Source organism: Catenibacterium faecis, from assembly GCF_014306455.1.
GTDB lineage: Bacteria > Bacillota_I > Bacilli_A > Erysipelotrichales > Coprobacillaceae > Catenibacterium > Catenibacterium mitsuoka_A.
Genome location: NZ_JACRWG010000008.1, coordinates 18,781 through 41,849 on the forward strand (window position 1 = coordinate 18,781; position 23,069 = coordinate 41,849).

The 23,069-nt window shown below is 33.7% G+C and carries 29 protein-coding genes; 4 read left to right on the forward strand and 25 right to left on the reverse strand.

Going from position 1 to position 23,069, the window contains the following annotated elements; all coding sequences use genetic code 11:
- Position 1: 1 nt before the first annotated feature.
- The gene (locus tag H8909_RS03515; RefSeq protein ID WP_129982125.1) at positions 2–919 is read left to right on the forward strand and encodes a glycosyltransferase family 2 protein; all 918 of its coding nucleotides are present in this window, start codon (positions 2–4) and stop codon (positions 917–919) included.
- Between the two features lie 71 nt (positions 920–990).
- Here the strand turns inward: H8909_RS03515 and H8909_RS03520 are convergent, their stop codons facing one another.
- The 5 genes from H8909_RS03520 to H8909_RS03540 all read right to left on the reverse strand — a co-directional run bounded on the left by H8909_RS03520 (position 991) and on the right by H8909_RS03540 (position 6,132).
- Positions 991–3,294, reverse strand: a complete 2,304-nt coding sequence (locus H8909_RS03520) for a GH25 family lysozyme (protein ID WP_187011863.1) — start codon at positions 3,292–3,294, stop codon at positions 991–993.
- Between the two features lie 191 nt (positions 3,295–3,485).
- Positions 3,486–3,641 (reverse strand): hypothetical protein, encoded by a 156-nt coding sequence (locus H8909_RS03525; protein ID WP_187011864.1) that lies wholly within the window; start codon positions 3,639–3,641, stop codon positions 3,486–3,488.
- Positions 3,642–3,692: 51 nt separating this feature from the next.
- Positions 3,693–4,703, reverse strand: coding sequence for an acyltransferase family protein (locus H8909_RS03530; RefSeq protein WP_187011865.1), 1,011 nt, complete (start codon positions 4,701–4,703; stop codon positions 3,693–3,695).
- 306 nt (positions 4,704–5,009) lie between these two features.
- Positions 5,010–5,366 (reverse strand): type II toxin-antitoxin system RnlB family antitoxin, encoded by a 357-nt coding sequence (locus H8909_RS03535; RefSeq protein WP_187011866.1) that lies wholly within the window; start codon positions 5,364–5,366, stop codon positions 5,010–5,012.
- A 97-nt stretch (positions 5,367–5,463) separates the two neighbouring features.
- Complete coding sequence (locus H8909_RS03540) at positions 5,464–6,132, reverse strand: hypothetical protein (protein WP_187011867.1); 669 nt, start codon at positions 6,130–6,132, stop codon at positions 5,464–5,466.
- A gap of 182 nt (positions 6,133–6,314) precedes the next feature.
- On the opposite strand from H8909_RS03540, the gene H8909_RS03545 reads away from it, so the two are divergent.
- Positions 6,315–6,806: a VanZ family protein gene (locus tag H8909_RS03545; protein ID WP_187011868.1), complete on the forward strand. Its 492-nt coding sequence runs from the start codon at positions 6,315–6,317 to the stop codon at positions 6,804–6,806.
- Here H8909_RS03545 and H8909_RS03550 read toward each other — a convergent pair.
- The 14 genes from H8909_RS03550 to H8909_RS03615 are packed head-to-tail and all read right to left on the reverse strand — an operon-like array spanning position 6,803 to position 16,871.
- On the reverse strand, positions 6,803–7,354 hold the full coding sequence (locus H8909_RS03550) for a M15 family metallopeptidase (protein ID WP_187011869.1): 552 nt from the start codon (positions 7,352–7,354) through the stop codon (positions 6,803–6,805). The two genes, H8909_RS03545 and H8909_RS03550, sit on opposite strands and share 4 nt — an antisense overlap.
- A 39-nt stretch (positions 7,355–7,393) precedes the next feature.
- Positions 7,394–7,798: an ATP synthase F1 subunit epsilon gene (gene atpC / locus H8909_RS03555; protein ID WP_187011870.1), complete on the reverse strand. Its 405-nt coding sequence runs from the start codon at positions 7,796–7,798 to the stop codon at positions 7,394–7,396.
- Positions 7,791–9,191, reverse strand: a complete 1,401-nt coding sequence (gene atpD, locus H8909_RS03560; protein ID WP_187011871.1) for a F0F1 ATP synthase subunit beta — start codon at positions 9,189–9,191, stop codon at positions 7,791–7,793. The genes atpC and atpD overlap by 8 nt, the downstream gene beginning before the upstream one ends.
- Before the next feature lie 14 nt (positions 9,192–9,205).
- Positions 9,206–10,060, reverse strand: a complete 855-nt coding sequence (atpG, locus tag H8909_RS03565) for an ATP synthase F1 subunit gamma (RefSeq protein WP_006506964.1) — start codon at positions 10,058–10,060, stop codon at positions 9,206–9,208.
- 2 nt (positions 10,061–10,062) lie between these two features.
- Entirely contained in the window at positions 10,063–11,589 is a 1,527-nt protein-coding gene (gene atpA, locus H8909_RS03570) for a F0F1 ATP synthase subunit alpha (RefSeq protein WP_022425537.1), read from the reverse strand.
- Positions 11,590–11,598: 9 nt separating this feature from the next.
- Positions 11,599–12,135, reverse strand: coding sequence for a F0F1 ATP synthase subunit delta (locus H8909_RS03575; RefSeq protein ID WP_187011872.1), 537 nt, complete (start codon positions 12,133–12,135; stop codon positions 11,599–11,601).
- The gene (gene atpF / locus H8909_RS03580; RefSeq protein WP_006506961.1) at positions 12,135–12,635 is read right to left on the reverse strand and encodes a F0F1 ATP synthase subunit B; all 501 of its coding nucleotides are present in this window, start codon (positions 12,633–12,635) and stop codon (positions 12,135–12,137) included. Before atpF ends, H8909_RS03575 begins: the two co-directional genes overlap by 1 nt.
- Before the next feature lie 25 nt (positions 12,636–12,660).
- Positions 12,661–12,888: an ATP synthase F0 subunit C gene (atpE, locus tag H8909_RS03585; RefSeq protein ID WP_006506960.1), complete on the reverse strand. Its 228-nt coding sequence runs from the start codon at positions 12,886–12,888 to the stop codon at positions 12,661–12,663.
- 32 nt (positions 12,889–12,920) lie between these two features.
- Positions 12,921–13,586 (reverse strand): F0F1 ATP synthase subunit A, encoded by a 666-nt coding sequence (locus tag H8909_RS03590; protein WP_022425536.1) that lies wholly within the window; start codon positions 13,584–13,586, stop codon positions 12,921–12,923.
- Positions 13,586–13,960, reverse strand: coding sequence for a hypothetical protein (locus H8909_RS03595; protein ID WP_187011873.1), 375 nt, complete (start codon positions 13,958–13,960; stop codon positions 13,586–13,588). Before H8909_RS03595 ends, H8909_RS03590 begins: the two co-directional genes overlap by 1 nt.
- Entirely contained in the window at positions 13,960–14,580 is a 621-nt protein-coding gene (upp, locus tag H8909_RS03600; protein ID WP_187011874.1) for a uracil phosphoribosyltransferase, read from the reverse strand. The genes H8909_RS03595 and upp overlap by 1 nt, the downstream gene beginning before the upstream one ends.
- Before the next feature lie 11 nt (positions 14,581–14,591).
- Positions 14,592–15,827: a serine hydroxymethyltransferase gene (gene glyA / locus H8909_RS03605; protein WP_022425533.1), complete on the reverse strand. Its 1,236-nt coding sequence runs from the start codon at positions 15,825–15,827 to the stop codon at positions 14,592–14,594.
- A gap of 5 nt (positions 15,828–15,832) precedes the next feature.
- Positions 15,833–16,273 carry a ribose 5-phosphate isomerase B gene (rpiB, locus tag H8909_RS03610; protein ID WP_117458981.1) on the reverse strand — a complete coding sequence of 147 codons (441 nt, stop codon included), beginning with the start codon at positions 16,271–16,273 and terminating at the stop codon, positions 15,833–15,835.
- On the reverse strand, positions 16,251–16,871 hold the full coding sequence (locus H8909_RS03615) for an L-threonylcarbamoyladenylate synthase (RefSeq protein ID WP_117458980.1): 621 nt from the start codon (positions 16,869–16,871) through the stop codon (positions 16,251–16,253). Before H8909_RS03615 ends, rpiB begins: the two co-directional genes overlap by 23 nt.
- Before the next feature lie 189 nt (positions 16,872–17,060).
- Between H8909_RS03615 and H8909_RS03620 the strand changes: the two genes are divergently transcribed.
- Positions 17,061–17,981 (forward strand): alpha/beta hydrolase, encoded by a 921-nt coding sequence (locus H8909_RS03620; protein WP_369409800.1) that lies wholly within the window; start codon positions 17,061–17,063, stop codon positions 17,979–17,981.
- Between the two features lie 207 nt (positions 17,982–18,188).
- Positions 18,189–18,854, forward strand: a complete 666-nt coding sequence (locus H8909_RS13450; RefSeq protein WP_238928208.1) for a transposase family protein — start codon at positions 18,189–18,191, stop codon at positions 18,852–18,854.
- 64 nt (positions 18,855–18,918) lie between these two features.
- Here the strand turns inward: H8909_RS13450 and H8909_RS03630 are convergent, their stop codons facing one another.
- From H8909_RS03630 to H8909_RS03650, 6 genes are all read right to left on the reverse strand, one after another.
- Entirely contained in the window at positions 18,919–19,095 is a 177-nt protein-coding gene (locus tag H8909_RS03630) for a hypothetical protein (protein ID WP_187011876.1), read from the reverse strand.
- 304 nt (positions 19,096–19,399) lie between these two features.
- Positions 19,400–19,864 (reverse strand): hypothetical protein, encoded by a 465-nt coding sequence (locus tag H8909_RS03635; RefSeq protein ID WP_187011877.1) that lies wholly within the window; start codon positions 19,862–19,864, stop codon positions 19,400–19,402.
- Between the two features lie 17 nt (positions 19,865–19,881).
- Positions 19,882–20,124, reverse strand: a complete 243-nt coding sequence (locus H8909_RS03640; RefSeq protein WP_187011878.1) for a PF20097 family protein — start codon at positions 20,122–20,124, stop codon at positions 19,882–19,884.
- Positions 20,121–20,432, reverse strand: a complete 312-nt coding sequence (locus tag H8909_RS03645) for a hypothetical protein (protein ID WP_187011879.1) — start codon at positions 20,430–20,432, stop codon at positions 20,121–20,123. The genes H8909_RS03640 and H8909_RS03645 overlap by 4 nt, the downstream gene beginning before the upstream one ends.
- 97 nt (positions 20,433–20,529) lie before the next feature.
- Positions 20,530–20,673, reverse strand: a complete 144-nt coding sequence (locus tag H8909_RS13455) for a hypothetical protein (RefSeq protein WP_238928209.1) — start codon at positions 20,671–20,673, stop codon at positions 20,530–20,532.
- 932 nt (positions 20,674–21,605) lie between these two features.
- Entirely contained in the window at positions 21,606–22,934 is a 1,329-nt protein-coding gene (locus H8909_RS03650) for an ATP-binding protein (protein WP_187011880.1), read from the reverse strand.
- Positions 22,935–23,069: the final 135 nt, after the last annotated feature.

Here is a 23,069-nt window from a genome sequence, read left to right on the forward strand (position 1 = left end):
AATGGAAGGTTTATTAAGTATTATAATACCATCTTATAATGAAGGACTATTAATTGATAATACTGCGAATGTAGTAGTAGATATCATGACAGAACATAAGATTCCTTATGAAATCTTATTTGTGGATGATGGTTCTAAAGATGATACTTGGAATAGAATCCAAGCAGCATCAAAAAAACATGAACATGTAAGAGGTGTTCATTTTTCTAGAAACTTTGGTAAAGAATCTGCAATTACTGCAGGTTTAACATATGCAAAGGGTGATTGTTGTGTTGTCATGGACTGTGACTTACAGCATCCACCAATTAAAATTGTAGAAATGTATAAATTATGGCAGGAAGGATATGAAGTTGTAGAAGCTGTCAAAGAGGATAGAGGAGAAGAATCAGGTATCCATAGATTTATGGCTAATACTTTCTATAAGATCATCTCTAAGTTGACTAATATCGATATGATGAATGCATCAGACTTCAAGCTTCTTGATAGAAAAGTTATGTTGGTACTACTTAACATGAAAGAAAAGAATTCTTTCTTTAGAGCTTTATCTTCATGGGTAGGATTTAAGACAACACAGATTCCATTTAGAGTTGCTGAAAGAGAAGCAGGGGAATCAAAGTGGTCTACTAAATCACTCATTAAGTATGCAATACTTAATATTACTTCTTTCTCTTCTGCACCTATGCAGATTGTCACTATTTGTGGTTTTATCATGTTACTTATCTCTGTAGTATTTGGTATTAACTCAATTGTACAGTATGTGAATGGTACTGCTTTAGGAGGTTTTACTACAGTTATTCTACTTCAGTTATTCTCTAGTAGTATTATCATGATTTGTCTTGGTATTATTGGTTACTATATTGCACAGATTTATGATGAAATCAAAGGAAGACCTAAGTTCATCGTTTCAGAAGAATGTTAGTATGGATGTGATTAATCACATCCTTTTTTAATGCATAAAAAAGGTCCTCCCAAATAGGAGGAACCTGAATGTTAATAAATAATAACTTTAGTATTCTTAGGAATGTTGTCATAGATCCATTTTGCGTTTTCTAGATCTAATCTTACACAGCCATGAGATACAGCTGCATCCATTGAGTTATCAATAATTCTCTTTGGAGAATTCTGTCTATCATAAATCACTGAATGGAATAAATAGTTACCATTAATCTGAGTAAAATACCAGCATCTACCTTTAGTACCTGTATCAAAGTATTTACCTCTAGATTTGATATAGTAAGTACCGCTTATAGTAGGAGTAGAAGGTTTACCAACACAACATTTATAATACTTTGCATCTGCCCAATTATACTTACTTCCTTTAAATACACCTACACGATGTGCTGCTCTATCTACAATCACAATATAGTTTGTAGGGCTATCTTGGTTATTCGCAACACCATGCATCTTAGCTAAAGTTAAAGTACCACCAACGAGTCTACCATTTCTTACTTCATAATATTCGCCCTGACCATCAATCTGTGCATAACCAGAATAGCTCCAGTCTAAACGTCCATTCTTAACATAGAAATAATATTCACCATTGCAAGCAAGACCTGTATAACCCCAGTCTAAACGTCCATTACGAACAAAGAACCATTCATTACCTTTCTGGACAAGTCCTGTATAGCTCCAATCTAACTTACCACCTTTAACATAGAACCATTCATTACCTTTCTGAACAAGACCTGTATAGCCCCAATTAACACGTCCACGTTCAATATAGTACCAGTCATTACCTGACTGACCTAAACCTGTATAATTCCAGTTTAAGCGTCCTCTTTCAACATAGAACCACTGTTTATTGTATTCCACAATTCCTGAATGATTCCAATTCAACTTACCATTTTCAATATAGAACCATTCATTACCTTTCTGAACAAGACCTGTATAGCCCCAATTGACACGTCCCTTTACAATATAGTACCAGTCATTATCTGACTGACCTAAACCTGTATAATTCCAGTTTAAGCGTCCTCTTTCAACATAGAACCACTGATTATTGTATTCCACAATTCCTGAATGATTCCAGTTTAACTTACCTTTTTCAATATAGAACCATTCATTGCCACGCTGAACAAGACCAGTATAGTTCCAGTTTACACGTCCATTTACAATATAATACCAATCATTATCTGACTGACCTAAACCTGTATAATTCCAGTTTAAGCGTCCTCTTTCAACATAGAACCACTGATTATTATATTCCACAATTCCTGAATGATTCCAGTTTAACTTACCTTTTTCAATATAGAACCATTCAATGCCATGCTGGGCAAGACCAGTATAGTTCCAGTTTACTTTACCATTCTCAATATAATACCATTCGTTACCATACTGAGCGAGTCCAGTATAAGATGTATCAATTCGATTATTCTTGAAGTAGTATAATTCTCCTTCAATTTCATTTAATCCATCAGAGTACTTAGTAGTAGTTCCACCATTGTTTGTATTACCACCGTTATTTGTATTACCACCATATGAATTTTCAAATGGACTATAAGAATAGTTTAAATCTACATTACCTGAAATACCTGGCACCCTTCCTGTAGATGAGCACTGCCACATATCATATTTACCCCGATAATTACAAACTGTATTATATTGTGCAACCCACTTAGTCCAGTTATTAAAACGACTATCAGTCAAATAATTAGTAAACCAGTCCTTATTCGCATAAATACCAACAGTATAACCCTTGGCAGATAACTTATCACAGAATGTCTGTGCAATATCCGCAATAGTCTTCTTGCTGATCTTATCACGTAACTTATCTTCTTCTAAATCATAATAAACAGGATACTTTAACTTCTTCCCCTGTAATAAACGAATCGCATGATCTGCTTCACTAGATGCTTTCTCTACAGTATCAGCATAAGAATATAGGTAAACACCATAAGGAATATTGTTGTCTACACATCCCTTTACATTTTCTTCCCATTTCTTATCATCCTGACTCTTATCATTTGTACCATAACCACATCTGATAATCGCATATTCTACTTCTGACTGTTTAACTTTCTTCCAGTCAATAGTGCCATTATGATAGCTTACATCAATTCCCTTAGAAATAGCTCTTGAATCATTAGGCCACCCAGAATTAGTAGTAGCACGTGAAGCATAATTTGCATAGCCGCTATCCTTAGCTTCACCATTACTATACCTAAAACTGTTTGCTAGGTCGTTCTGTTCATAATAGCTCATTTCATCCTCTGCATAAGATGGTAAATAAGCTGTATTGAACACCATAAAACAAGATAAAACTACAACACAAAACTTCATAAATAATTTTTTCATAAGCGTGTTCTCCTTCATGTATATAAAACTCTAACACATTCTAATTAATGCGAAATATTTCACAAAAATGATATTTCATTAGAAATCTATAACACATGATCCCATTATAACATTAACCTTTGTAATCAGTAACCCCTTGCGATAACATTTTTCCGTTTATTTCACATATTTACTTATATTTATGTGACATCTTATTTTGTATTTTGACTATATTTAATATTTGTATATTCTTCTAAGCATAATTTTTTATTCATGATTTCTATTGCATGTTCTTTACATGCTTCTTTCAAGCTTATTCCTACTAGATTTAATATTAGTTCATCGTCTACTACTAATATCTTATTCATATATATCACCCGGCTTCATCATAGAAAAAAGAAGAGTGATAAGCACTCCTCTTAACTATTTATAATTTTTTTGTTTATGAATGTGAATATCTTATGAAGCACATAAGAAGATATGAATGTAAGTATGAGTAGAGTAACCATGAATTCAAAGTTATCTACTATATTAATATGGTTATTTCTTAATATTTCAAAGAATAATCCATGTACTAAATAGATTTCCAAAGAATGATCTTCTACCCATTCCATAAGGGGACTTTGAAGTTTGATTCTCATTCCTAATATCACGATAATTGCAAGATACATTAAACATTTGAATTCCATCCAGCCATACTTAAATGGAGTGAATACATTCAATACATAGTAGAAGATAAATAGACAACCAATAATAATAGGAATTGATTTCTTGAGATTAGAATCAATTTGAGATTTAAACATAGCCCATAATATACCAAAATAGAAAGCAAAGGCTGCACTAAACCAATGATCTTCAAACTTAAACTTCATACATAAGAAGATATAGAGATATGTAAAGATAAAAGTAAAGATGATCATAATTCTACGTTTCTTAATGAGTTCACAAAGAAGCATAGAAATAAAGAAAGCAATATAGAAATAAATAATCGCATTGATATACCATCCATTACTAATAACAGAAGCACCTCTTTTAAAATCATAGATAAGAGCACCTAAAGTATAACCATATCTGTATTGTTTCAATACAAAATAGGCAATAGCCATTACAACAGATGGAATAAGTATTGTGAGTATTCTTCTTTTAGGGAAGGACTTTACATAATTTCTTCCTTTATGCATATATTGGTACATTAAGCCATATCCAGAAATGAATAGGAATCCACCTACCGCAATGTATCCCGAATTAATAAAAATATTATAGACATCACCTACAGATGCAAATATTGCGAGGTGATGGAATAATACTATGAGTGTAAATATCCCTTTTAAGTTTTTTGTCTGCTGTACTGAGAGATACTCTGAATTATAGCCGAGTAAATCAATATTATAGAATACAGCCATACAAGCAAGTATTAAAACAATGTTCATAAAAAAACCTCCATCTTAACCATTCTAACATTTGTATTATGATTCATCAAATTTTACTCAACTTCTCCATTAAAATCTGCATCTGTTTTATCTAAAAAAGCAGGAACTCATCCTGCTCATAGTAAAAGAATTACAGGTTTTATCCTGGTCATCAGGCTCATATATCTTGTCGATATATACTCGGACGTGGTTATTTTGAATCCTACCTCTTGAATTCGACTTTTTACGGTGCCTGTTCACCGAGAACATTACTGTTCCTTTAGTTTCATCTTTAAGATATCACAGATTGTTAAGTTGTCAATGAAACTAATCAAAATTCAATAGCTGATTTATCTGTGAATCAGTTAAGATAGAGTTTAATAATAATTCTTTTTTCTCTTTTAGAAGGGTATTGGCTAGAATCTCATAGAAGGTATTAAGTGAAACATACTTGTAACTATCTAATTCTATTTTCCCAGATTCATTTATATCAAATTCAACAAATCTATACTTATCTATTACTGCTTTCAAAGCCAAATCAACAAGTACATGTTCGGGCTTATTGGAAGAAGCTTCGAATGATAACTGTTTTAGATATATGCTTACTGATATTTCATAATCAAGGACTGTGATTAATGCAATGTATTTTGAATCGTTAAGGGTATTTATATATAGTTTTTCCATTTACAATCCCTCCATTTCAAAATGGAATAGGATTATATATAACATTCCCAAATCAATTGAATTCAATCACTTTACCAAAAAATTTCTTGCCAGTTTATTACTTCCAACCCTTTATTGAGTTATATACATTATTTACTGCTTCAATATAACAAATAAATGAAGGATGATTATGATCATTTCGAGTTAAATATCTATTCTTAATTCTCTTATATTGTTCTCTGACTAATTCCCACTTTCCATTACTTTTAATATAATCGACTTTAAATTTAATATCTCTAGAATTTGGAGCCATATTCCAATAATAATCATTAACAGGCCTTCTAACATTAGTATAACCAGTCTTTTTATGAATTAAACGACGAAGATTTCCATCTTCATCTTCACGAACGATGCAAACATCCATCGAAAATTCTGTGTCACTAATTCTTGGAAAATAACGTTTTTCAGTGGTTAATGAGGATTTGGAATCTTCACAATCTCTCCATCCATGCTTTCTAAGAACAATATTAAAAGCTTTTCTAACGCATTCCTTGATATAAGGACAGTCTTCATAATCATCAATTCTTATAATTTTAAGATTATAATCTAAGTCAATGGGTTCATTTGCAGTTTGAAGTATTAAATTTCTTGCCCCACTACCAACAAGAGTAAATGTTGCACCTATATTATATTTTACTTTCAGGATATGACATAGGTCTTGCATAATGTCTCCACAACAGGAACGCATGCTGCATATTAATTGTTTGTTATTTACGTATTCGTACATAATAGTCTCCTTTTCATCCCATGCCGCCCATTTAGCTTTAGCTAAATCGTTTTATTATAGCGTGATATCGGTTCGATATCAATATACTATATAAAATCAGCAAAAAATCTACTTTTTATTAAGCATTTGTTTTTTATTTACAGATGTTGTATATTATAAACTCAAGAAAGGGGAGCAACATTATGACCAAAAAGAAGAAATTACGTATACTACTTACTCTATTAATCATAATCTGGATGGGGGTTATATTCTGTTTTTCTAATCAAACAGGGCCTAAAAGTTCCTCTTCTTCTCAATCAGTGATCTATCTTATAGGACATATTTCTAAGACTGTTACAGGACATAATATAGTGAATACATTATCTACAGAAGCTTTTAGCTTCTTAGAATTCATTATTCGTAAATGTGCACATATGTTTGTATATTTTATCTTAAGTATTCTTACAATGTTGCTGATGTTTACTTATGAAACTTATCCCTTACGCAATAAATGCTTTATATCTCTACTAGTAAGTTTCCTCTATGCCTGTTCAGATGAACTTCATCAGTTCTTTGTAGGAGGACGTAGTGCAAGCTTTAAAGATGTCATGATAGATTCTACAGGGGCTTGTATTGGGATATTACTTACACTTATTATTTATACTCTAATTAAAAAGGCACAGCGTCATTATTAGCTGTGTCTTTCATTTGGCTTGAATTCTATATAGTCATAAGAATCTTCATCTATATAATGCCACCATTCACCCTCATAGCCTATAAAGCCATACTTCTCCATTGTTTCTTCTAGTAATAGAACATGTTTAAGAGGATCGCCTGTTAACCATGAATAATCTCTACTTGCTTGACTCGTAAAATCATCAAACTCTGTAGGCATATCTATTTCACTTCCATCACTCTTTACAAGAGTCACATCTACAACATTTCCAAAATTATGTGTCTTTGGACCATTTGTCGGATCAGCAACAAACTCATCATCATGAATCAGTTCCCAGAAGTATTGCTGTGCAGTAAATGGTCTATAGGCATCCCAGATTTTTAAGCTATAACCTATTTCTTTTAACTCTTCCTGAACCTTCTTAAGTTTAAGTGTAGTTCCTCTTCTTAAATACGCTTCATCAAAATCATATACTTTAGTATGTGTAAAATTACGTTCTGTTGCATATCGCAACTCTACATATATATCAGGTATATAATCTTTCACTCTCACAAAATCACTTTTCATAACTTCTCCAAAAGAAAATCCAGGGAATAACCCTGGATCCTAGTAATTGTTTTTGACATGAATACGTGTAATAGCCTTCTTTAACGCAATTTCAGCACGCTGTAAATCGACTTCTGGATTCTTTGATCTTAATCTCTCTTCAGCTCTTGCCTTTGCTTCTTCAGCTCTACGTAGGTCGATTTCTTCTGGTGATTCAATATCATTCACAATAAGTGTAACAGTGTTATCACCATCTACATAAACAAATCCACCACCAACAGCGAATTCATATTTGTCTTTATCAATCCTATAATTCATTTCGGCGATTTCCACACCACTCGCCAATGGCATATGGTGAGCAAGTATACCCATCTGACCATCAGTTGTTCTAATGTTCAGAATATCTACGTCTACATCCCTGTAGGTACCTTTAGGAGTGACGATATGTAAATGAAATTTACTCACTTAAAGATTCAGCTTTCTTTACTGCTTCTTCAATAGTACCTACATTATGGAAAGCCTGCTCTGGTAAATCGTCATATTTGCCTTCTAGAATTTCTTTAAATCCTTTTACTGTATCTTCTACATGTACATACTTACCATCTAAACCAGTGAACTGTTCTGCAACAGTAAATGGCTGTGATAAGAAGTTTCTAATTCTTCTTGCACGTGCAACGATTAGTTTATCTTCTTCACTCAATTCATCCATACCAAGAATTGCGATAATATCCTGTAATTCCTGATATTTCTGTAACATCTGAGTTACTCCATGAGCCACTTCATAATGTTCTTTACCAACAACGTTTGGATCAAGACCTCTAGAAGAAGAGTTTAGTGGATCTACTGCAGGGTAAATACCTAATGCTGCAATACTACGATCAAGTACAACTCTTGCATCAAGGTGTGTGAATGTAGTTGCTGGAGCAGGGTCAGTCATATCATCGGCAGGTACATATACAGCCTGTACAGATGTAATAGAACCCTGTTTAGTTGAAGTAATACGTTCCTGTAACTGACCCATTTCAGTTGCAAGAGTTGGCTGATAACCTGCCTGAGATGGAACACGTCCAAGTAGGGCAGATACTTCTGAACCAGCCTGAGTGAAACGGAAGATATTATCGATGAATAGTAAGACATCCTGTCCCTGTTCATCACGGAAATATTCCGCCATAGTAAGTGCTGATAATGCAACTCTAAGTCTTGATCCAGGTGGTTCATTCATCTGACCAAACACTAGTGTTGTCTTATCTAATACACCACTTTCTTTCATTTCATAGTATAAATCATTACCTTCACGAGAACGTTCACCAACACCGGCGAATACTGATAAACCGTTATGTTCAGTTGCGATGTTGTTGATGAATTCCTGGATAAGAACTGTCTTACCTACACCGGCACCACCGAACAATCCGATCTTACCACCCTTGATGAATGGACAGATCAAGTCAACGACTTTAATACCTGTTTCAAGAATTTCAGTTTCTGTTCTCTGATCAGCAAATGTAGGTGCTGATCTATGAATTGGCATATGTTTTTCTTCAGTCAATTCATCTTTACCATCAATAGAATGTCCTAATACGTTGAACATTCTACCAAGTGTTTTATTACCTACTGGAACACTAATAGGTGCATTAGTATCCACAGCATCCATACCTCTTGTTAGACCATCAGTAGGACCCATTGCGATACATCTTACAATATCATCACCAATATGCTGAGCAACTTCTACAGTTAACTCTTCACCATGGTTATCAATTTTGATGGCTGTATTTAGATCTGGAAGATCTTTATCAGCAGCAAACTGTACATCGACAACTGGACCCTGAGCCTTGATAATCTTACCAACATTCAAAGACATATGGCACCTCCTTCTTATTGTGCATTGGCACCAGCAACGATTTCACTTACTTCACTTGTAATCGCGCTCTGACGTGCCTGGTTGTATTTTAATAACAACTCATCTGTTAATTCATTAGCATTGTCTGTTGCGTTCTTCATAGATGTTCTTCTAGACGCATTTTCTGCAGTCACTGATTCAATCAAGTAACCATAGATAACAGCCTGTAAATACATCGGAATTAAGCTTCCAAGTACTGATTCAGGACTTGGTTCAAACAATGTATCTTTATGGAATTTCTTATCAGAGACAAGATCTTCAGCCTTAAGTGGAAGAAGAGTCACATCTCTAGGTACGAAAGTTAAGTCATTCACATATTCTGTATATACAATATGAATAGACTTAATTTCTTTTTTCTTATAGCCTTCTAGAAGTGACGCAACTAATCTCACAACACTTCTAAAATCAAGGGTCGTATTAAGGTCTACATAAGTACCATCTACTTCACCTTTAAAATGTTTCTTAAACTGATTTAAGCCTTTATTACCAATCGCAATAATCTTCTTGGCATCATTGACTGATGCTTCAACCTGCTTAAAGATATTAGAGTTATATCCACCACATAGTCCTAAAGTAGAAGTGATAACGATATAAACATCTTCACCCTTATCATTTAATACTAAATAAGGAGAATCAATATCATTTCCTGCAGAAGATAAGATCTGTGCACAAGTATCTTTTACCTGTGTATAATAAGGCTTCATGTCATTCAACTGATTTCTAGTCTTAGAAAGCTTAGAGCTAGCAACAAGTTCCATAGCTCTTGTGATTTTCTTAGTAGATTCAATTGATTTGATACGACGCTTGATGGCTTGCATCTGCCCAGCCATAATTAAGCCTCAGCTTTCTGTAAGTTTTCGAACTGAGTTGTATAAGCCTTAACAGCTTCCTTCAACTTAGCAGTTAATTCATCAGATAATACTTTCTTTTCTCTGATTTCATCAAGAAGATCACTATGTGCAACAGCAAACTTCTCTACTAAACCATCCATGTATTCCTGTACCTTTTCCACTTTAACATTCTTAACGAATCCATTTTCAAGTGCAAATAGAGTAATAATCTGATCAATAACATCTCTTGGTGCATACTGTGCCTGTTTTAATACTTCACGTACACGTTCACCATGTTCAATCGCATTCTTAGTTGCTGCATCTAAGTCAGAACCAAACTGTGCGAATGACTGCATTTCTTCATACTGTGCTAATTCATACTTCAAGTTTCTAGAAACCTGCTTCATAGCCTTGATCTGTGCTGTAGAACCTACACGTGATACAGATAAACCTGTATCAATGGCAGGTCTGAAACCAGCATTGAATAATTCCTGCTGTAAGAAGATCTGACCATCAGTAATAGAAATAACGTTAGTAGGGATATATGCTGAGATATCACCTGCCTGTGTTTCAATGATTGGAAGGGCAGTGATAGAACCTCCGCCATTTTCTTCATTTAAACGACAAGATCTTTCTAATAGTCTTGAATGTAAGTAGAATACATCACCTGGATAAGCTTCACGTCCTGGTGGTCTCTTTAATAATAGAGACACTGTACGATAAGCTACGGCATGCTTACTTAAATCATCATAAACGATTAATACATCCTTACCCTGGTCAAGCCATTCTTCAGCAATAGCACAACCTGCATAAGGAGCAATATACTGAACTGGAGCAAGTTCAGAAGCTGATGCAGAAACAACAACAGTATAATCCATTGCGCCTGCCTTCTTTAATTTTTCAACAACCTGTGCAACTGTAGAGTTCTTCTGACCAATTGCAACATAGATACAGTACATATCCTGACCTTTCTGGTTGATGATTGTATCAACAGCGATAGCTGTTTTACCAGTCTGTCTGTCACCGATGATTAACTCACGCTGACCTCTACCAACTGGAATAATTGCATCAATAGTAGTGATACCAGTCTGTACTGGCTGATCTACTGATTTTCTTGTCATAACACCAGGAGCCACTCTTTCGATTGGTCTAGTCTTTGTAGTGATAATTTCACCCTGACCATCAATAGGCTGTCCTAAAGGGTTAACGACACGACCAAGCATTGCATCACCTACAGGTACTTCAATAATCTTACCTGTACGTCTTACTTCGTCGCCTTCTTTAATTTCGTCCGCATTACCTAATAAAGTAACACCAACACTATCTTCATCTAGGTTCATGACCATACCATAAACATCACCTGGGAAAAGGATCAATTCACCTAGCATTGCATTGTCTAAACCATGAACAACACTGACACCGTCACCAACAGTCATAACTGTTCCGACGTCTTTCTGTTCCATGACATCATCATAATGCTTAATCTGCTCTTTGATTAAAGCACTGATTTCATCGGGTCTTAATGCCACTTGCGTCACCTACTTTCTCAACAGCTCAGTCTTGAGCTTGCTGACTTTGTTCTTTAATGAGCCATCATAGACACGGTTCTCAATCTGAACCTTAACACCACCAATAAGTGTCTTGTCTTCAACAGTTCTTAAAGTGATTGTTTTGTTTTCTTTCTGAGAAATCGCTTCTTCAATTGCTTTTACCTGTTCATCGCTTAATGCGAAAGGTGTGAAGATAACGCCTTCCTCGATACCAAGATGCTTATTACTCATCTTAATAAAGCTTTTTGTAATAGGCGCAATGTATCTTGTTCTTCTTTTCTTTACAAGCAGTTTAAGAAAATTCAATACATAATGATTTACTGAAGTGCCAAAACCTTTATCAAGTAATGCACACTTTGCTTCATCATCTACAAGCACATGAGAGAAGAATTTTTCAAATTCTGGATTACTTTCTAAAACTGTATCAACTAGTTTCATGTCTGCTAGATAATCTTCTAGCGCATGATCTTCTAACGCTAACTGATATAAGCTTTCAGCATAACGTTCTGCAACATTTGCATCCATTAGTTAACAACCTGTTTTACGAAATCATCTACTAAAGCTTTATTGGCTTCAGTATTCATATTCTGATCCATGACTTTAGTAGCCACTTCAACAGCAACATCCACAATTTCTTTCTTCATTTCATCCTGTGCTGCAAGCTTTTCAGATTCAATTTCATGGCGAGCCTGTTCAATCTTTTCTTGAGCCTGCTTGTTAGCTTCATCCATGATTTTACTCTTAGCCTTTACGGCATCTTCCTTAGCCTGATCTATGATTTCTTTATACTGTTTAGCAGCTTCTTTAGCCTGCTTTTCACTTTCTAGAAGATATTCAGATGCTTTTTCATTCTTAGCCTTCGCATCATTGATATTACCTTCTATAAAATCAGCTCTCTTCTGGAAGAATTCTAATACATAATTCCATAAATATTTCTTAAACAGAAGAAGCATGATTGCAGTGGAACATAACTGAACAATCATAGTGGTAGGGTTTGGAAATAACTTTGCGGCTATATCTGGCATAGTTTTTTCCTCCTTAAACTATTTTTTATTTGAATACGAATAATAAGATGAAAGAAATAAGTAAACCATAGAGGGCTACTGTTTCTGTTAAGGCGATACCTAAGATCATAGTAGTACGGATCTTGCTTTCAGCCTCAGGATTTCTTCCAATTGCAGATACTGCATGAGCGGCAACTAAACCTTCACCAATACCTGTACCTAAACCTGCAAGTACTGCAATACCAGCAGCGATTGCAATTAAACCTCTTGTCATAATCAATTTCCTCCTATTGACATTTTTTTCATTTATTCTTCATCTGGATTTTCATTAGAAATCAGAATTGAAGATAGTGTAACGAATACCAGTGCTTGTACACATCCAGAGAATACATCGAAATAACAATGTAATAGTGGTGCTACCACTGGTCCTAAAAAGTTGAATGGAATCAACTTGTAACTTAAGAATGATGTTGCCTGATATACTAAGGCCATAATAAATGTACCACTCAATAAGTTACAGAAAATACGCATTGATATAGAAATCAATGGTGAAATCAAACCAAATAGGTTTGTTGGGGGAATCAAAGTTCCCTTAATATAACTGCCAACACCCTGATACTTAATCGCATTAATCTGAATTAATACCCATGTAATTAATGTTAAGGATAACGTGATTGAGTAGTTAGTAGTTGGCGCATCAAAACCTGTTAATCCAAATAAGTTAGATACCAACAGCCATGCAAATAACATAGAGAAATAAGGATAGTAGTTCTTCGCATATTTCTTAGGCATGATTGTGCCCATATAATCGTAAACCATCTTAATGGCGGTTTCAACAAGAAGAACCACACCTTTTGGTCTCTTAGTTGGATCTGCTTCTCTTATTTTTTTACCTGCATAAACAAAGAAAATAGAAAGTATCACAGTCACAATCAATGATGATATCAGTTCTGGCTGAATAGTGATTTTCATTATCTCATACGCCTCCTTTCTCCATATGCATGTATATAAATAGAAATCTTTACTACTAGATAGCCCAGAAATACAGTATACATATTTACTATTTCTGGAAAAAATCCAGCTATTGCAAACCCTAATGCAAATATAAACAATTTAGCCATAAATAATATAACCGCAATTGTCTTACCTGCAGTCTGGATAGAAAGTATTGTATCAGTCATCTTCATATTGATCTGTAAAATTAATAAATCAATAAGATAGCCTAATACAAACCCTAAGCAGTAGCTGATCGAATGAAGAATGATGGAAAGTAGTACCGCAAGAATCAATCCTGCAAGAAATACTTTAACAGAAGTTCTTCTTACTTCATATTCATCAAATCCCATTAATTAGTACCAAACAAGCGGTCTCCCGCATCTCCTAAACCTGGTACAATATATCCCTTGTCATTTAGTTTTTCATCTAATGCAGCTAAAGTAAGCTTAACATCTGGATGATGTTCTTCAATGTATTTCACACCTTCAGGTGCACCTACAAGGCAGACAAGTTCAATATCCTTCGCACCACGATCTTTAATATTCTGGATAGCCATATCAGCTGAACCACCAGTAGCAAGCATAGGATCAAGAACAATAACCTTTGCGCTCTCTAATCCTTTAGGAAATTTAGCATAATATTCATGAGGAATCAATGTTTCTTCATCTCTATACATACCAATATGACCTACTTTCGCAGTTGGTATGATTCTTCTGAAGCCATCTACAAGACCCACACCAGCACGTAAGATAGGTACAAGAATAATATCCTTGTCTAGTTCATAACCAGTTGTCTTGCAAATAGGTGTTTCAATTTCCTTTTCTTTTAAAGGATAATCTTTTGTGACTTCATAAGCCATCAACATTGCGATTTCATCAAGATTCTGCTTAAAAATATAGTTTGATGTCTTTTCTTCTCTCATAATTGAGAGTTTGTGTTTAATTAATGCATGATTGAGTACTTTAACCATTTTATGGCCTCCTAGTATTTAATATCGTCATACATAGTCACTTTATCAGTTAACTTCTTTACTCTTGCAAGACATTCATTCTTTACTTCATCAGTTTCTTCATTCTTTAAACGATAAGCAATAATCTTTCCAACTTCTCTGAAGTCATCTTCCTTGAATCCTTTTGTGGTCATTGCTGGTGTACCAACACGGATTCCAGAAGCCTTGAAAGGTTTTTCTGTATCGAAAGGAATCGCATTCTTATTAGCTGTAATATTGATTTCATCAAGTAATCTCTGAGCTTTCTTACCTGTAATACCACAGCTGCTCTTTACATCAATAAGTAATAGATGATTATCAGTACCACCAGTTACAAGACGGAATCCTTCTTCCTTTAAAGATTCTTCTAAAGCTTTCGCATTCTTAATGATTTGATGACTATATTCCTTGAATTCAGGCTGTAATGCTTCATAGAAGCAAGCTGCTTTAGCTGCAATAATATGCATAAGAGGTCCACCCTGCATACCAGGGAAAACAGCTCTATCAATATCCTTTGCATACTTTTCCTTACACATGATGACACCACCTCTAGGACCTCTTAAAGTCTTATGAGTTGTAGTAGTCACGATATCTGCATAAGGGAATGGAGATGGATGATCTCCTGCAGCAACTAAACCAGCAATATGTGCCATGTCTACCATAAAGATAGCTCCAACACTATGTGCTACTTCAGCCATGAATTTGAAATCAATAGTTCTTGCATAAGCACTTGCCCCTGCAACAACTAACTTAGGTTTGATTTCTTCACATAATCTCTTATATTCATCATAATCAATTCTTTCTGTTTCCTTATCAACACCATAAGCATGGAATTCATAAGTCTTACCAGAGTAGTTTAATGGATGTCCATGAGTTAAATGCCCACCATCATTTAAAGACATACCTAGTACTTTATCACCTGGCTGTAATAAAGCAAAATAAACAGCTGTATTCGCTTGTGCACCAGAATGAGGCTGAACATTTGCATACTCACAGCCAAATAACTTCTTAAGTCTTTCCTGTGCCAATGTTTCTACTTCATCCACAAACTGACATCCACCATAATATCTCTTACCTGGATATCCTTCAGCATATTTATTTGTTAGAACTGAGCCCGCAAGCTCCATGATTTCTTTAGATACAAAGTTTTCGGAAGCAATTAATTCAATATTGTTTCTTTGTCTATTCAATTCTCGCTCAACACTCGCAAATACTTCTGTATCTCTCATAATGCTTACTCCTTTTCTAAAGCCATCATTTTTTCAATTCTCTTAACATGTCTTCCACCTTCAAACTCAGTATGTAGCCATGCATTAAGAATCTCAACAGCGAGTCCTTCTCCAATAACTCTCTGTCCCATTGCAATCATGTTAGTATCATTATGAGCTCTTGTCGCTTTTGCACTAAATACATCATGACATAATGCGCAGCGGATACCATCTACCTTATTACATGTAATTGATACACCAATGCCTGTTCCACAAACAACGACACCTTTCTCACATTCTCCTGATGCAACAGCTTTAGCTGCCTTAGATGCATAATCAGGATAATCACAAGAGTCTTCAGTATAAGTACCATAGTCTACAACTTCATAACCCTGTTTCTTCATTTCATCAATAAGAACATTCTTTAAACGTAATCCACCATGATCACAAGCGACTGCAATTTTCATAATATACCTCCTCGATTTCTTCTTTGGTAATTAAACCTTCTCTTAGTATTCTCACATCACCTTGACTTAAATCCACGACTGTAGATGCAGTTGCCGAAGCAGTCTGTCCTCTGACAACCATATCAATCTGTCCATCAAGCTGTGCAAGTACTTCTTTTTCGTTTGTCGTATTCCCTTGGCCAGATAAATTAGCACTTGTTACTGATAAAGGCCCTGTCTGATCAATGAGTGACAAAACGAAAGAACTGTCTGGGATTCTAATACCTATTGTATCTTTTCCACTAACATGTCTCGAATCCACACTGTCCAGTCTTTTTAATACGATTGTCATTCTACCTGGCATAAACTTATCAATCACTCTCTGGGTACCCTCGTCTACTAAGCCATACTTCTTTACATCATCTTTTTTTGACAACATAAGAGTCACTGCTTTATTCGGGTTACGTTTCTTGATTTCCATAATTCTATCAAGACCCTTCAAATCATTGAATAAGCAGGCAACGCCATAAACAGTTTCCGTAGGAAATGCAACAATCTTCCCATCTCTTACTGCACTTACTAATAAATCCATCTGTTCTGGTTCTATAACCTGTGTCATTAAAATCACCTCATATCGGTATTATTCTAACACAAAAACTTTCTTAAAAACATATATTTATCGCTTTCAAACATACCCTTTTCTACTTACACTTTGACCTATCTGTCAATTATTTATTCAAACTTAATCTTTTGTATATGAATTCTTTATAGAATATCTTATATAATGAATAAAAGGAGGCTTTTTGTCGTGAAAAAAAAGAACGTAATTATTGGTACAATAGGCGCAACCGCTGCGGCATCTGCCACTTATCTTGCAGCGGGGCGCATAGCGATAGAAAAGGTATGTACAAGACGCAAAAAAGAAAAAGTAGGATTAAAACATCCAATGAGTGAAGATGATAAACAATGGCTAGATCATCAGACATTTATAGATATGGAAATCACTTCTTATGATGGATTAAAGCTAGAAGGGCAGTTCCTTCCCTATCCTGATTCTAATAAATTAGTGATCTGTGTTCATGGATTCCATTCTTACCATTATCGTGAGTTTGCATATTATATTCGTTTCTATCATGAACTTGGTTATAATATCCTTCTTCCAGATAATAGAGCACATGGACAGTCAGAAGGACATTATGTTGGTTTTGGATGGTTGGATCGTTTAGATATATTAGAATGGATTAAAAAAATGGAAGAGTACTTCCATAATGAACCTATGAGCATTGTCTTACATGGTATATCCATGGGTGGAGCAACAGTCCTCATGGTAAGTGGTGAAGAATTATCTGATAATGTGAAAGCTATTGTCGCTGATTGCAGCTATACAAGTGCTTATGATGAATTCAAATACTACTTAAAGAATAAAGGATGTCCACCATTCTTATTACTTCCTAGTGCTACATTATTGTCAAAAAAGACAATAGGGTATAACTTCAAACAGGCCAGTGCAGTCAATCAAGTCAAGAAGTCTAAAACACCTACATTATTTATACATGGTAACCAGGATCACTTTGTGCCTACTTACATGGCATTAGAACTCTATAATGCCTGTCAGGCAGAAAAGAAATTACTTATTGTGAATGATGCCGCACATGGTGAATCTTATCATAAAGAGAAGAAACTTGTTCAAAGCAATATTGCTCATTTCTTAGAGAAATATGTAGACTAAATAGACCGAGCGATTATAAAAGGGTCTTTAATTTTTGTAGGGGTCAGACCTTCGCTCTAAATATTTGGGGGTCTTGGAAACAGCACCTTTAAATCTGTGGGGATCACACTGCGGCTCCCACTTTTTTAAGTATTTTTGTGTAATTAAAAACCTTTCGCTGTATCATTAATTTGCTCATATTAAATCAAAGCGAAAGGAGATCACAAATTGAATAATGATCTAAAAATTATTTTAGGGGATTATGAATCCTTTGTACAGTCTCATACGATTGAAATTAATGAAAAAGAAGTGATTTATTGTATCACGCTTAAGAGAACCATTATCTCCTGTCCAGAATGCAGCAGTAGAATAAATATTAAGGACTATAGAAAATGTAAAGTCATACATAACATGATAGGAAGCAAGAACACTTCTCTAATACTTAAAAAGAGAAGATTAGTATGTCCGCAATGTAATAAGGTAGTGACAGAGGAAAACCCATTTACAGAGAAAAGTCATAGTAGATTATCTCAAACCTCAGAACTGGAAATCATGAATAAACTTAAAGAACCTACAACTACTTTTTCACTGGTTGCTAGATTCTTTAACACAAGTCCTACTAAAGTCGTTGAAATATTCGATAAGTATGGTCAGATGCGTAGACAGCCTTTACCTGAGATTATATGCATTGATAAGAAGCACTGGAGACATAAGGGACAAAACAGATACATGTGTGTTATTCTTGATTTTAAGACCATGGAAATTGTAGATATCATTGATGGAAGAACCAAGAAGGCATGGTCAAGTTATACTCAGATAATCGATAAAAAAGAACTCGCTAAAGGGCAGTCATTTCTGACTGCCCTTTACAAGTGGAAACCCCCAAATATTTAAAGCGAGTTTTCTATTGACCTCCCTTTATAAATTAAAGGTTCCAAAGAAGCAGGTTTCCAAAGTATCATTGTGTTTTATTTCTTAACTGTATTATGTCAAATATAAGCGTAATGCCTACTACTAATACTGTATTAACTATACATACTGTCATTGTTTCATTCATTACTAAATTAGCAATCATAACACCAATAGCAAGCATAATTTTTTCATATGCAATACGAATCAAATCTTTCTTTTTCATAATTTTTCACTTCCACTTCTATGCATAATGAGTGATTAACTTTCTAATATGTAAAATACTTCATAACTTTTTTTGCTCTGCTATTATTTACTACCTTCAACATTTCTTATCCTCCTTTCTCTTATGTGATATCGTATATCTACAATATATAACTTAATTTGTTACATTCAAGAAAACAGGATTTAAATACACTTTTTGTGAATAAAACACAAGTTCTAACCAACTTAGAATAATAGATTAATTACAATTCAAACACTACTGTAGCAACTATTATGCTTTTCCATTTTTATTCAAAAGATAGGATTTATGATACATCCTCTAACTTAAAATGAATATCATTATTTTCAGTTTGGACTATTAAACGCTTTTTTTCTGTATCATTATTTAAGTTAAATGTAAATTCTATTTCATTGTCTGTGATCTTTATAATTTTTGAATTTTTATTTAATGTTGTACCGATTTCAGGGGCTATCCCTATCCTATAGTATTGCTTACCAATAATAAACCCTATACCATGTCTTTCTATTAACTCTTTATCTTGATATAGATAAGCCATAGAAATCAGACCATCACTTTCTTTAATATCCACATATTCTATAGCTGTTCCAGTTTCAAGTAATTCACTATACTTTTCTAATTCTTTAGTTTTTTTATTTAACTGCACTATGGTTGTAGCTTTATTTTTATTTTCAATAAACAAATATCCATTAAAAACAATTGAAAATCCCAATAAAAGTATAATGATTAGATTCTTTGTTTTAGTTTTCATATATACTTTCTCCTGTTTTATAAATCTTTATTTGCATTTATTATAATAATATTGCATGTATTACATTTGTATGCATCAATTTTGTCACCTTTGTAGTAGCTAAAATCTCCTAACTTGATATCATCCTCCCCAATATGCCATTTATTCGTCATAAATGGTAGTTTTTCAGGATTTGGTGACCATGCAAGAGCCTCACCCCTTGTTTTAATATAACCATGAATTAACTTACCCGAACAATAAGGACATCTATTGATTATCATTTTGTTTCCTCCAAATACATCTTAACTTTATAATAGTGATCATCTGCACAGACTGCATCAATGGTAGTTCCAGGTAAATGAAGCTTTTTCACTTCAGTAGAATTTCTTTTTATCTGAATAACGTTTTGAGGATTCTTATGTCCTTGAAGACCGATATTATTAATATAAGCATAACCATCATGATAGCTTGTGGTATTGAATGATGTGCCTACTTGAGCCTCATCCAATTTTGTAGAAGCAACTTTTTTACCATCATCATTATAATATTTAATAACAGTATATTTTCTCGCAGAAGAAGTTTCAATCACACCGAATGTATAATGGATATTTCTTTGTGATTGTAAGAATGTGCATCCTGTGAATAGTAAGACTGTGGTAATTATTAAAATTGTTTTTTTATTATAATCACTTCTTATAAAGAATCATTGTTTTATCACTTGAGACAAATTCAATAGGATGTACTGCTGCACCATATTGACTAGTGTTTAAATCTACATTGTATTTATCTTTAAATCCAGCCCATATGAGTCGAGAACAGTAAAATTTCAATCTTGTATTTACATCATAATACTTAATGTTATATGGTTTGCCTCTTTGTGAATAACACCAATCTGCAACTTTTTTTGCTTGATCTTCTGTTACATAAAGTCCCCAGCATGTATATTTGCTTTTATTCCAATCATTTTTACCGGTTACAACTTTATTGTATATAGCTTCAACAACTTTGCTCTGTGAATAGACTATAGCTGCATGACCAGTAGGAATCAGATTTTTATAAGCGTCTCCTGTAACTAGTATTCTGCCTTTTGTAGTAGGGTATCCCCATGTATAAACAGCTTGGCCATCAAGAGAACATGCATTAATTGATTTTTCTTTCTTTGCTATCTGATTGTAAATAATTTTTAATTAATCAGTGTTTTCGAATGCGTTTTTATAATAATTATACGCATTTACACTTGTAATAGTAGAGAGGCTCACTCCTATAATCATAGTCAGTGAAGACAATAATTTAATTGATAAGATTTCCTTTCTTTTGCATTTTTAATTATTAGATTCATTATGTTTGTATTACTAGTTAATGTAACCAATGGAATCTCCTCCTTTCATTAAGTAAACTTTAACTTCATAAATATGATAACAAACAATATTAAAGTACTCAATAATACTGATAATAATTATAAAAAATCTAAAGTAAAAAAGGGGGTAGTTTAAGATAATATTGCTTTAGGTTATCTTATTCATCAATAGCAACATAACGACACTCATAATATGCTTTCTTAAGTCTATTATAATGTATACCTACAAAATAAAAGACTAGAAGTTAAATATAAGCAACCTCTAGTCTGTATGTTTATTTAATGAAGAGAAGAACAACACATTAATAGTCATAACTATTAATCGTTATTCACGAGCTTACCTTATGAATGTCTCAAGTCATAATGAATAACTTCTCTTCAATGATGTGATATCACTTTTTAGTTCTATAATACAAAAGGTACAAGATAAAACGGTCTAAACAATAGACTATTCTCTTTGCCTATATCTTTTTGTGAAATCAAATATGACTTATTCACAATATTGGAATACTTCTTACAGAACTCATTGATTGATTCATGTTTTCCAATACCTGAAGATTTCACCTCAAATACTTTGATTTTACTTCCATCTGATACTAGAAAATCAACCTCATAATAATGCGAACTTCCTTTTTTATTCCAAGTATGATAATACAATTCTCTTCCTGATGCAGCAATCATCTGAGCCATTAGATTTTCATACAAATAACCAAGATTAATAGGCAACTTATCAGATAATAGTTTTGCATATATTTCGTTTTCTGTTGCTGGGCGATCAATAAACATAAGTGTGACAAACAAACCAGTATCCGCAATATAGAGCTTATAACTATCAAAATCTTTTGTATCTGCCAAACTCACTTTAGGGTCAGTTGTATTAAAACATGGTAGCACTGTCTTTGAATCAATCAACTCATATAATAATTCTTCACTTCTTACATTATTCTTCTTACCTATCGCAGTTGTTATGCGATATTTTTTTGTATCTTTTGCGAGCTGAGCAGGAATTGAATGATACATAGCTGATAATCTACCAGAAGCATCAATCTTCTTAAAATCTTCTTCATACAGATTAATAATCTGTCTTTTGACCATATCTATTTCTGAAAAGTTTTTACCATTTACATAGGCTTCTACAGCTTGTGGCATTCCCCCAACAGCCATATATATTCTCAAATCTCTCATTAACTTACGATTTGTAGCCTGACCAATGGCTTTACCCATATTATATATATCTTTCAACAATCCATAATTACTACCTGTGGCAGTACAGAACTCTTCATAGTCCATTGGGTAAATCTGAATCTTCATTTCCTCAGAAGGAATAAGAATATCCTTTACATTCTTTTTTATTGATATCAAAGATCCTGTTTCTAGATAACTATATCTACCATCTGCAACAAGATGTTTAATTGCTTGTCTTGCTTTAGGAAATAACTGTACTTCATCAAAAATAATAAGAGACTCATGTTCATATAATGTGATTCCTGTTTCAGCCTGCAATCTTAGAAAAAATATATTTAGATTACCTATATCATCAAAACATTCAAGAATATTATTTGTTGTCTTTGAAAAGTCTATCAAAATATATGACTTATACTCATTCTTCGCAAAATTTTCCGCAATAGTTGACTTACCAACACGTCTTGCCCCTTCTAATAGAACAGCATATCGATCTGAATAGTTATGCTTCCATTCAAGTAGCTTATCATACGCTTTTCTCTTAAAAAACATAGAATACCTCCTAACTTTTTAAATATATATAACTTTCTTCAATCTTATTATCTGTCAAAGCATGACTTTCTTCAATCTTTTATTTACCAAAAATGTGACTTTCTTCAATCTTTTTTAGCCTAAAATGGTACTTTC

Coding starts and splice junctions, on each gene's coding strand:
- H8909_RS03575 (WP_187011872.1), bottom strand. CDS start 12,135: ATGGATGCAAATGTTGCAGAACGTTATGCTGAAAGCTTATATCAGTTA.
- H8909_RS03530 (WP_187011865.1), bottom strand. CDS start 4,703: ATGAACATTGTTTTAATACTTGCTTGTATGGCTGTATTCTATAATATT.
- H8909_RS03615 (WP_117458980.1), bottom strand. CDS start 16,871: ATGACACAGGTTATAGAACCAGAACAGATGGATTTATTAGTAAGTGCA.
- atpE (WP_006506960.1), bottom strand. CDS start 12,888: ATGACAAGAGGTTTAATTGCAATCGCTGCTGGTATTGCAGTACTTGCA.
- H8909_RS03640 (WP_187011878.1), bottom strand. CDS start 20,124: ATGATAATCAATAGATGTCCTTATTGTTCGGGTAAGTTAATTCATGGT.
- H8909_RS03595 (WP_187011873.1), bottom strand. CDS start 13,960: ATGGGATTTGATGAATATGAAGTAAGAAGAACTTCTGTTAAAGTATTT.
- H8909_RS03650 (WP_187011880.1), bottom strand. CDS start 22,934: ATGTTTTTTAAGAGAAAAGCGTATGATAAGCTACTTGAATGGAAGCAT.
- atpG (WP_006506964.1), bottom strand. CDS start 10,060: ATGGCTGGGCAGATGCAAGCCATCAAGCGTCGTATCAAATCAATTGAA.
- H8909_RS03540 (WP_187011867.1), bottom strand. CDS start 6,132: ATGTACGAATACGTAAATAACAAACAATTAATATGCAGCATGCGTTCC.
- H8909_RS03515 (WP_129982125.1), top strand. CDS start 2: ATGGAAGGTTTATTAAGTATTATAATACCATCTTATAATGAAGGACTA.
- atpD (WP_187011871.1), bottom strand. CDS start 9,191: ATGTCTTTGAATGTTGGTAAGATTATCAAGGCTCAGGGTCCAGTTGTC.
- rpiB (WP_117458981.1), bottom strand. CDS start 16,273: ATGAAAATTGCAGTCGCTTGTGATCATGGTGGATTACGTTTAAAGAAT.
- H8909_RS03590 (WP_022425536.1), bottom strand. CDS start 13,586: ATGAAAATCACTATTCAGCCAGAACTGATATCATCATTGATTGTGACT.
- upp (WP_187011874.1), bottom strand. CDS start 14,580: ATGGTTAAAGTACTCAATCATGCATTAATTAAACACAAACTCTCAATT.
- H8909_RS03635 (WP_187011877.1), bottom strand. CDS start 19,864: ATGAAAACTAAAACAAAGAATCTAATCATTATACTTTTATTGGGATTT.
- H8909_RS03630 (WP_187011876.1), bottom strand. CDS start 19,095: ATGAAAAAGAAAGATTTGATTCGTATTGCATATGAAAAAATTATGCTT.
- H8909_RS03525 (WP_187011864.1), bottom strand. CDS start 3,641: ATGAATAAGATATTAGTAGTAGACGATGAACTAATATTAAATCTAGTA.
- glyA (WP_022425533.1), bottom strand. CDS start 15,827: ATGAGAGATACAGAAGTATTTGCGAGTGTTGAGCGAGAATTGAATAGA.
- H8909_RS03550 (WP_187011869.1), bottom strand. CDS start 7,354: ATGAAAAGTGATTTTGTGAGAGTGAAAGATTATATACCTGATATATAT.
- H8909_RS03520 (WP_187011863.1), bottom strand. CDS start 3,294: ATGAAAAAATTATTTATGAAGTTTTGTGTTGTAGTTTTATCTTGTTTT.
- H8909_RS03535 (WP_187011866.1), bottom strand. CDS start 5,366: ATGGAAAAACTATATATAAATACCCTTAACGATTCAAAATACATTGCA.
- H8909_RS03545 (WP_187011868.1), top strand. CDS start 6,315: ATGACCAAAAAGAAGAAATTACGTATACTACTTACTCTATTAATCATA.
- atpF (WP_006506961.1), bottom strand. CDS start 12,635: ATGCCAGATATAGCCGCAAAGTTATTTCCAAACCCTACCACTATGATT.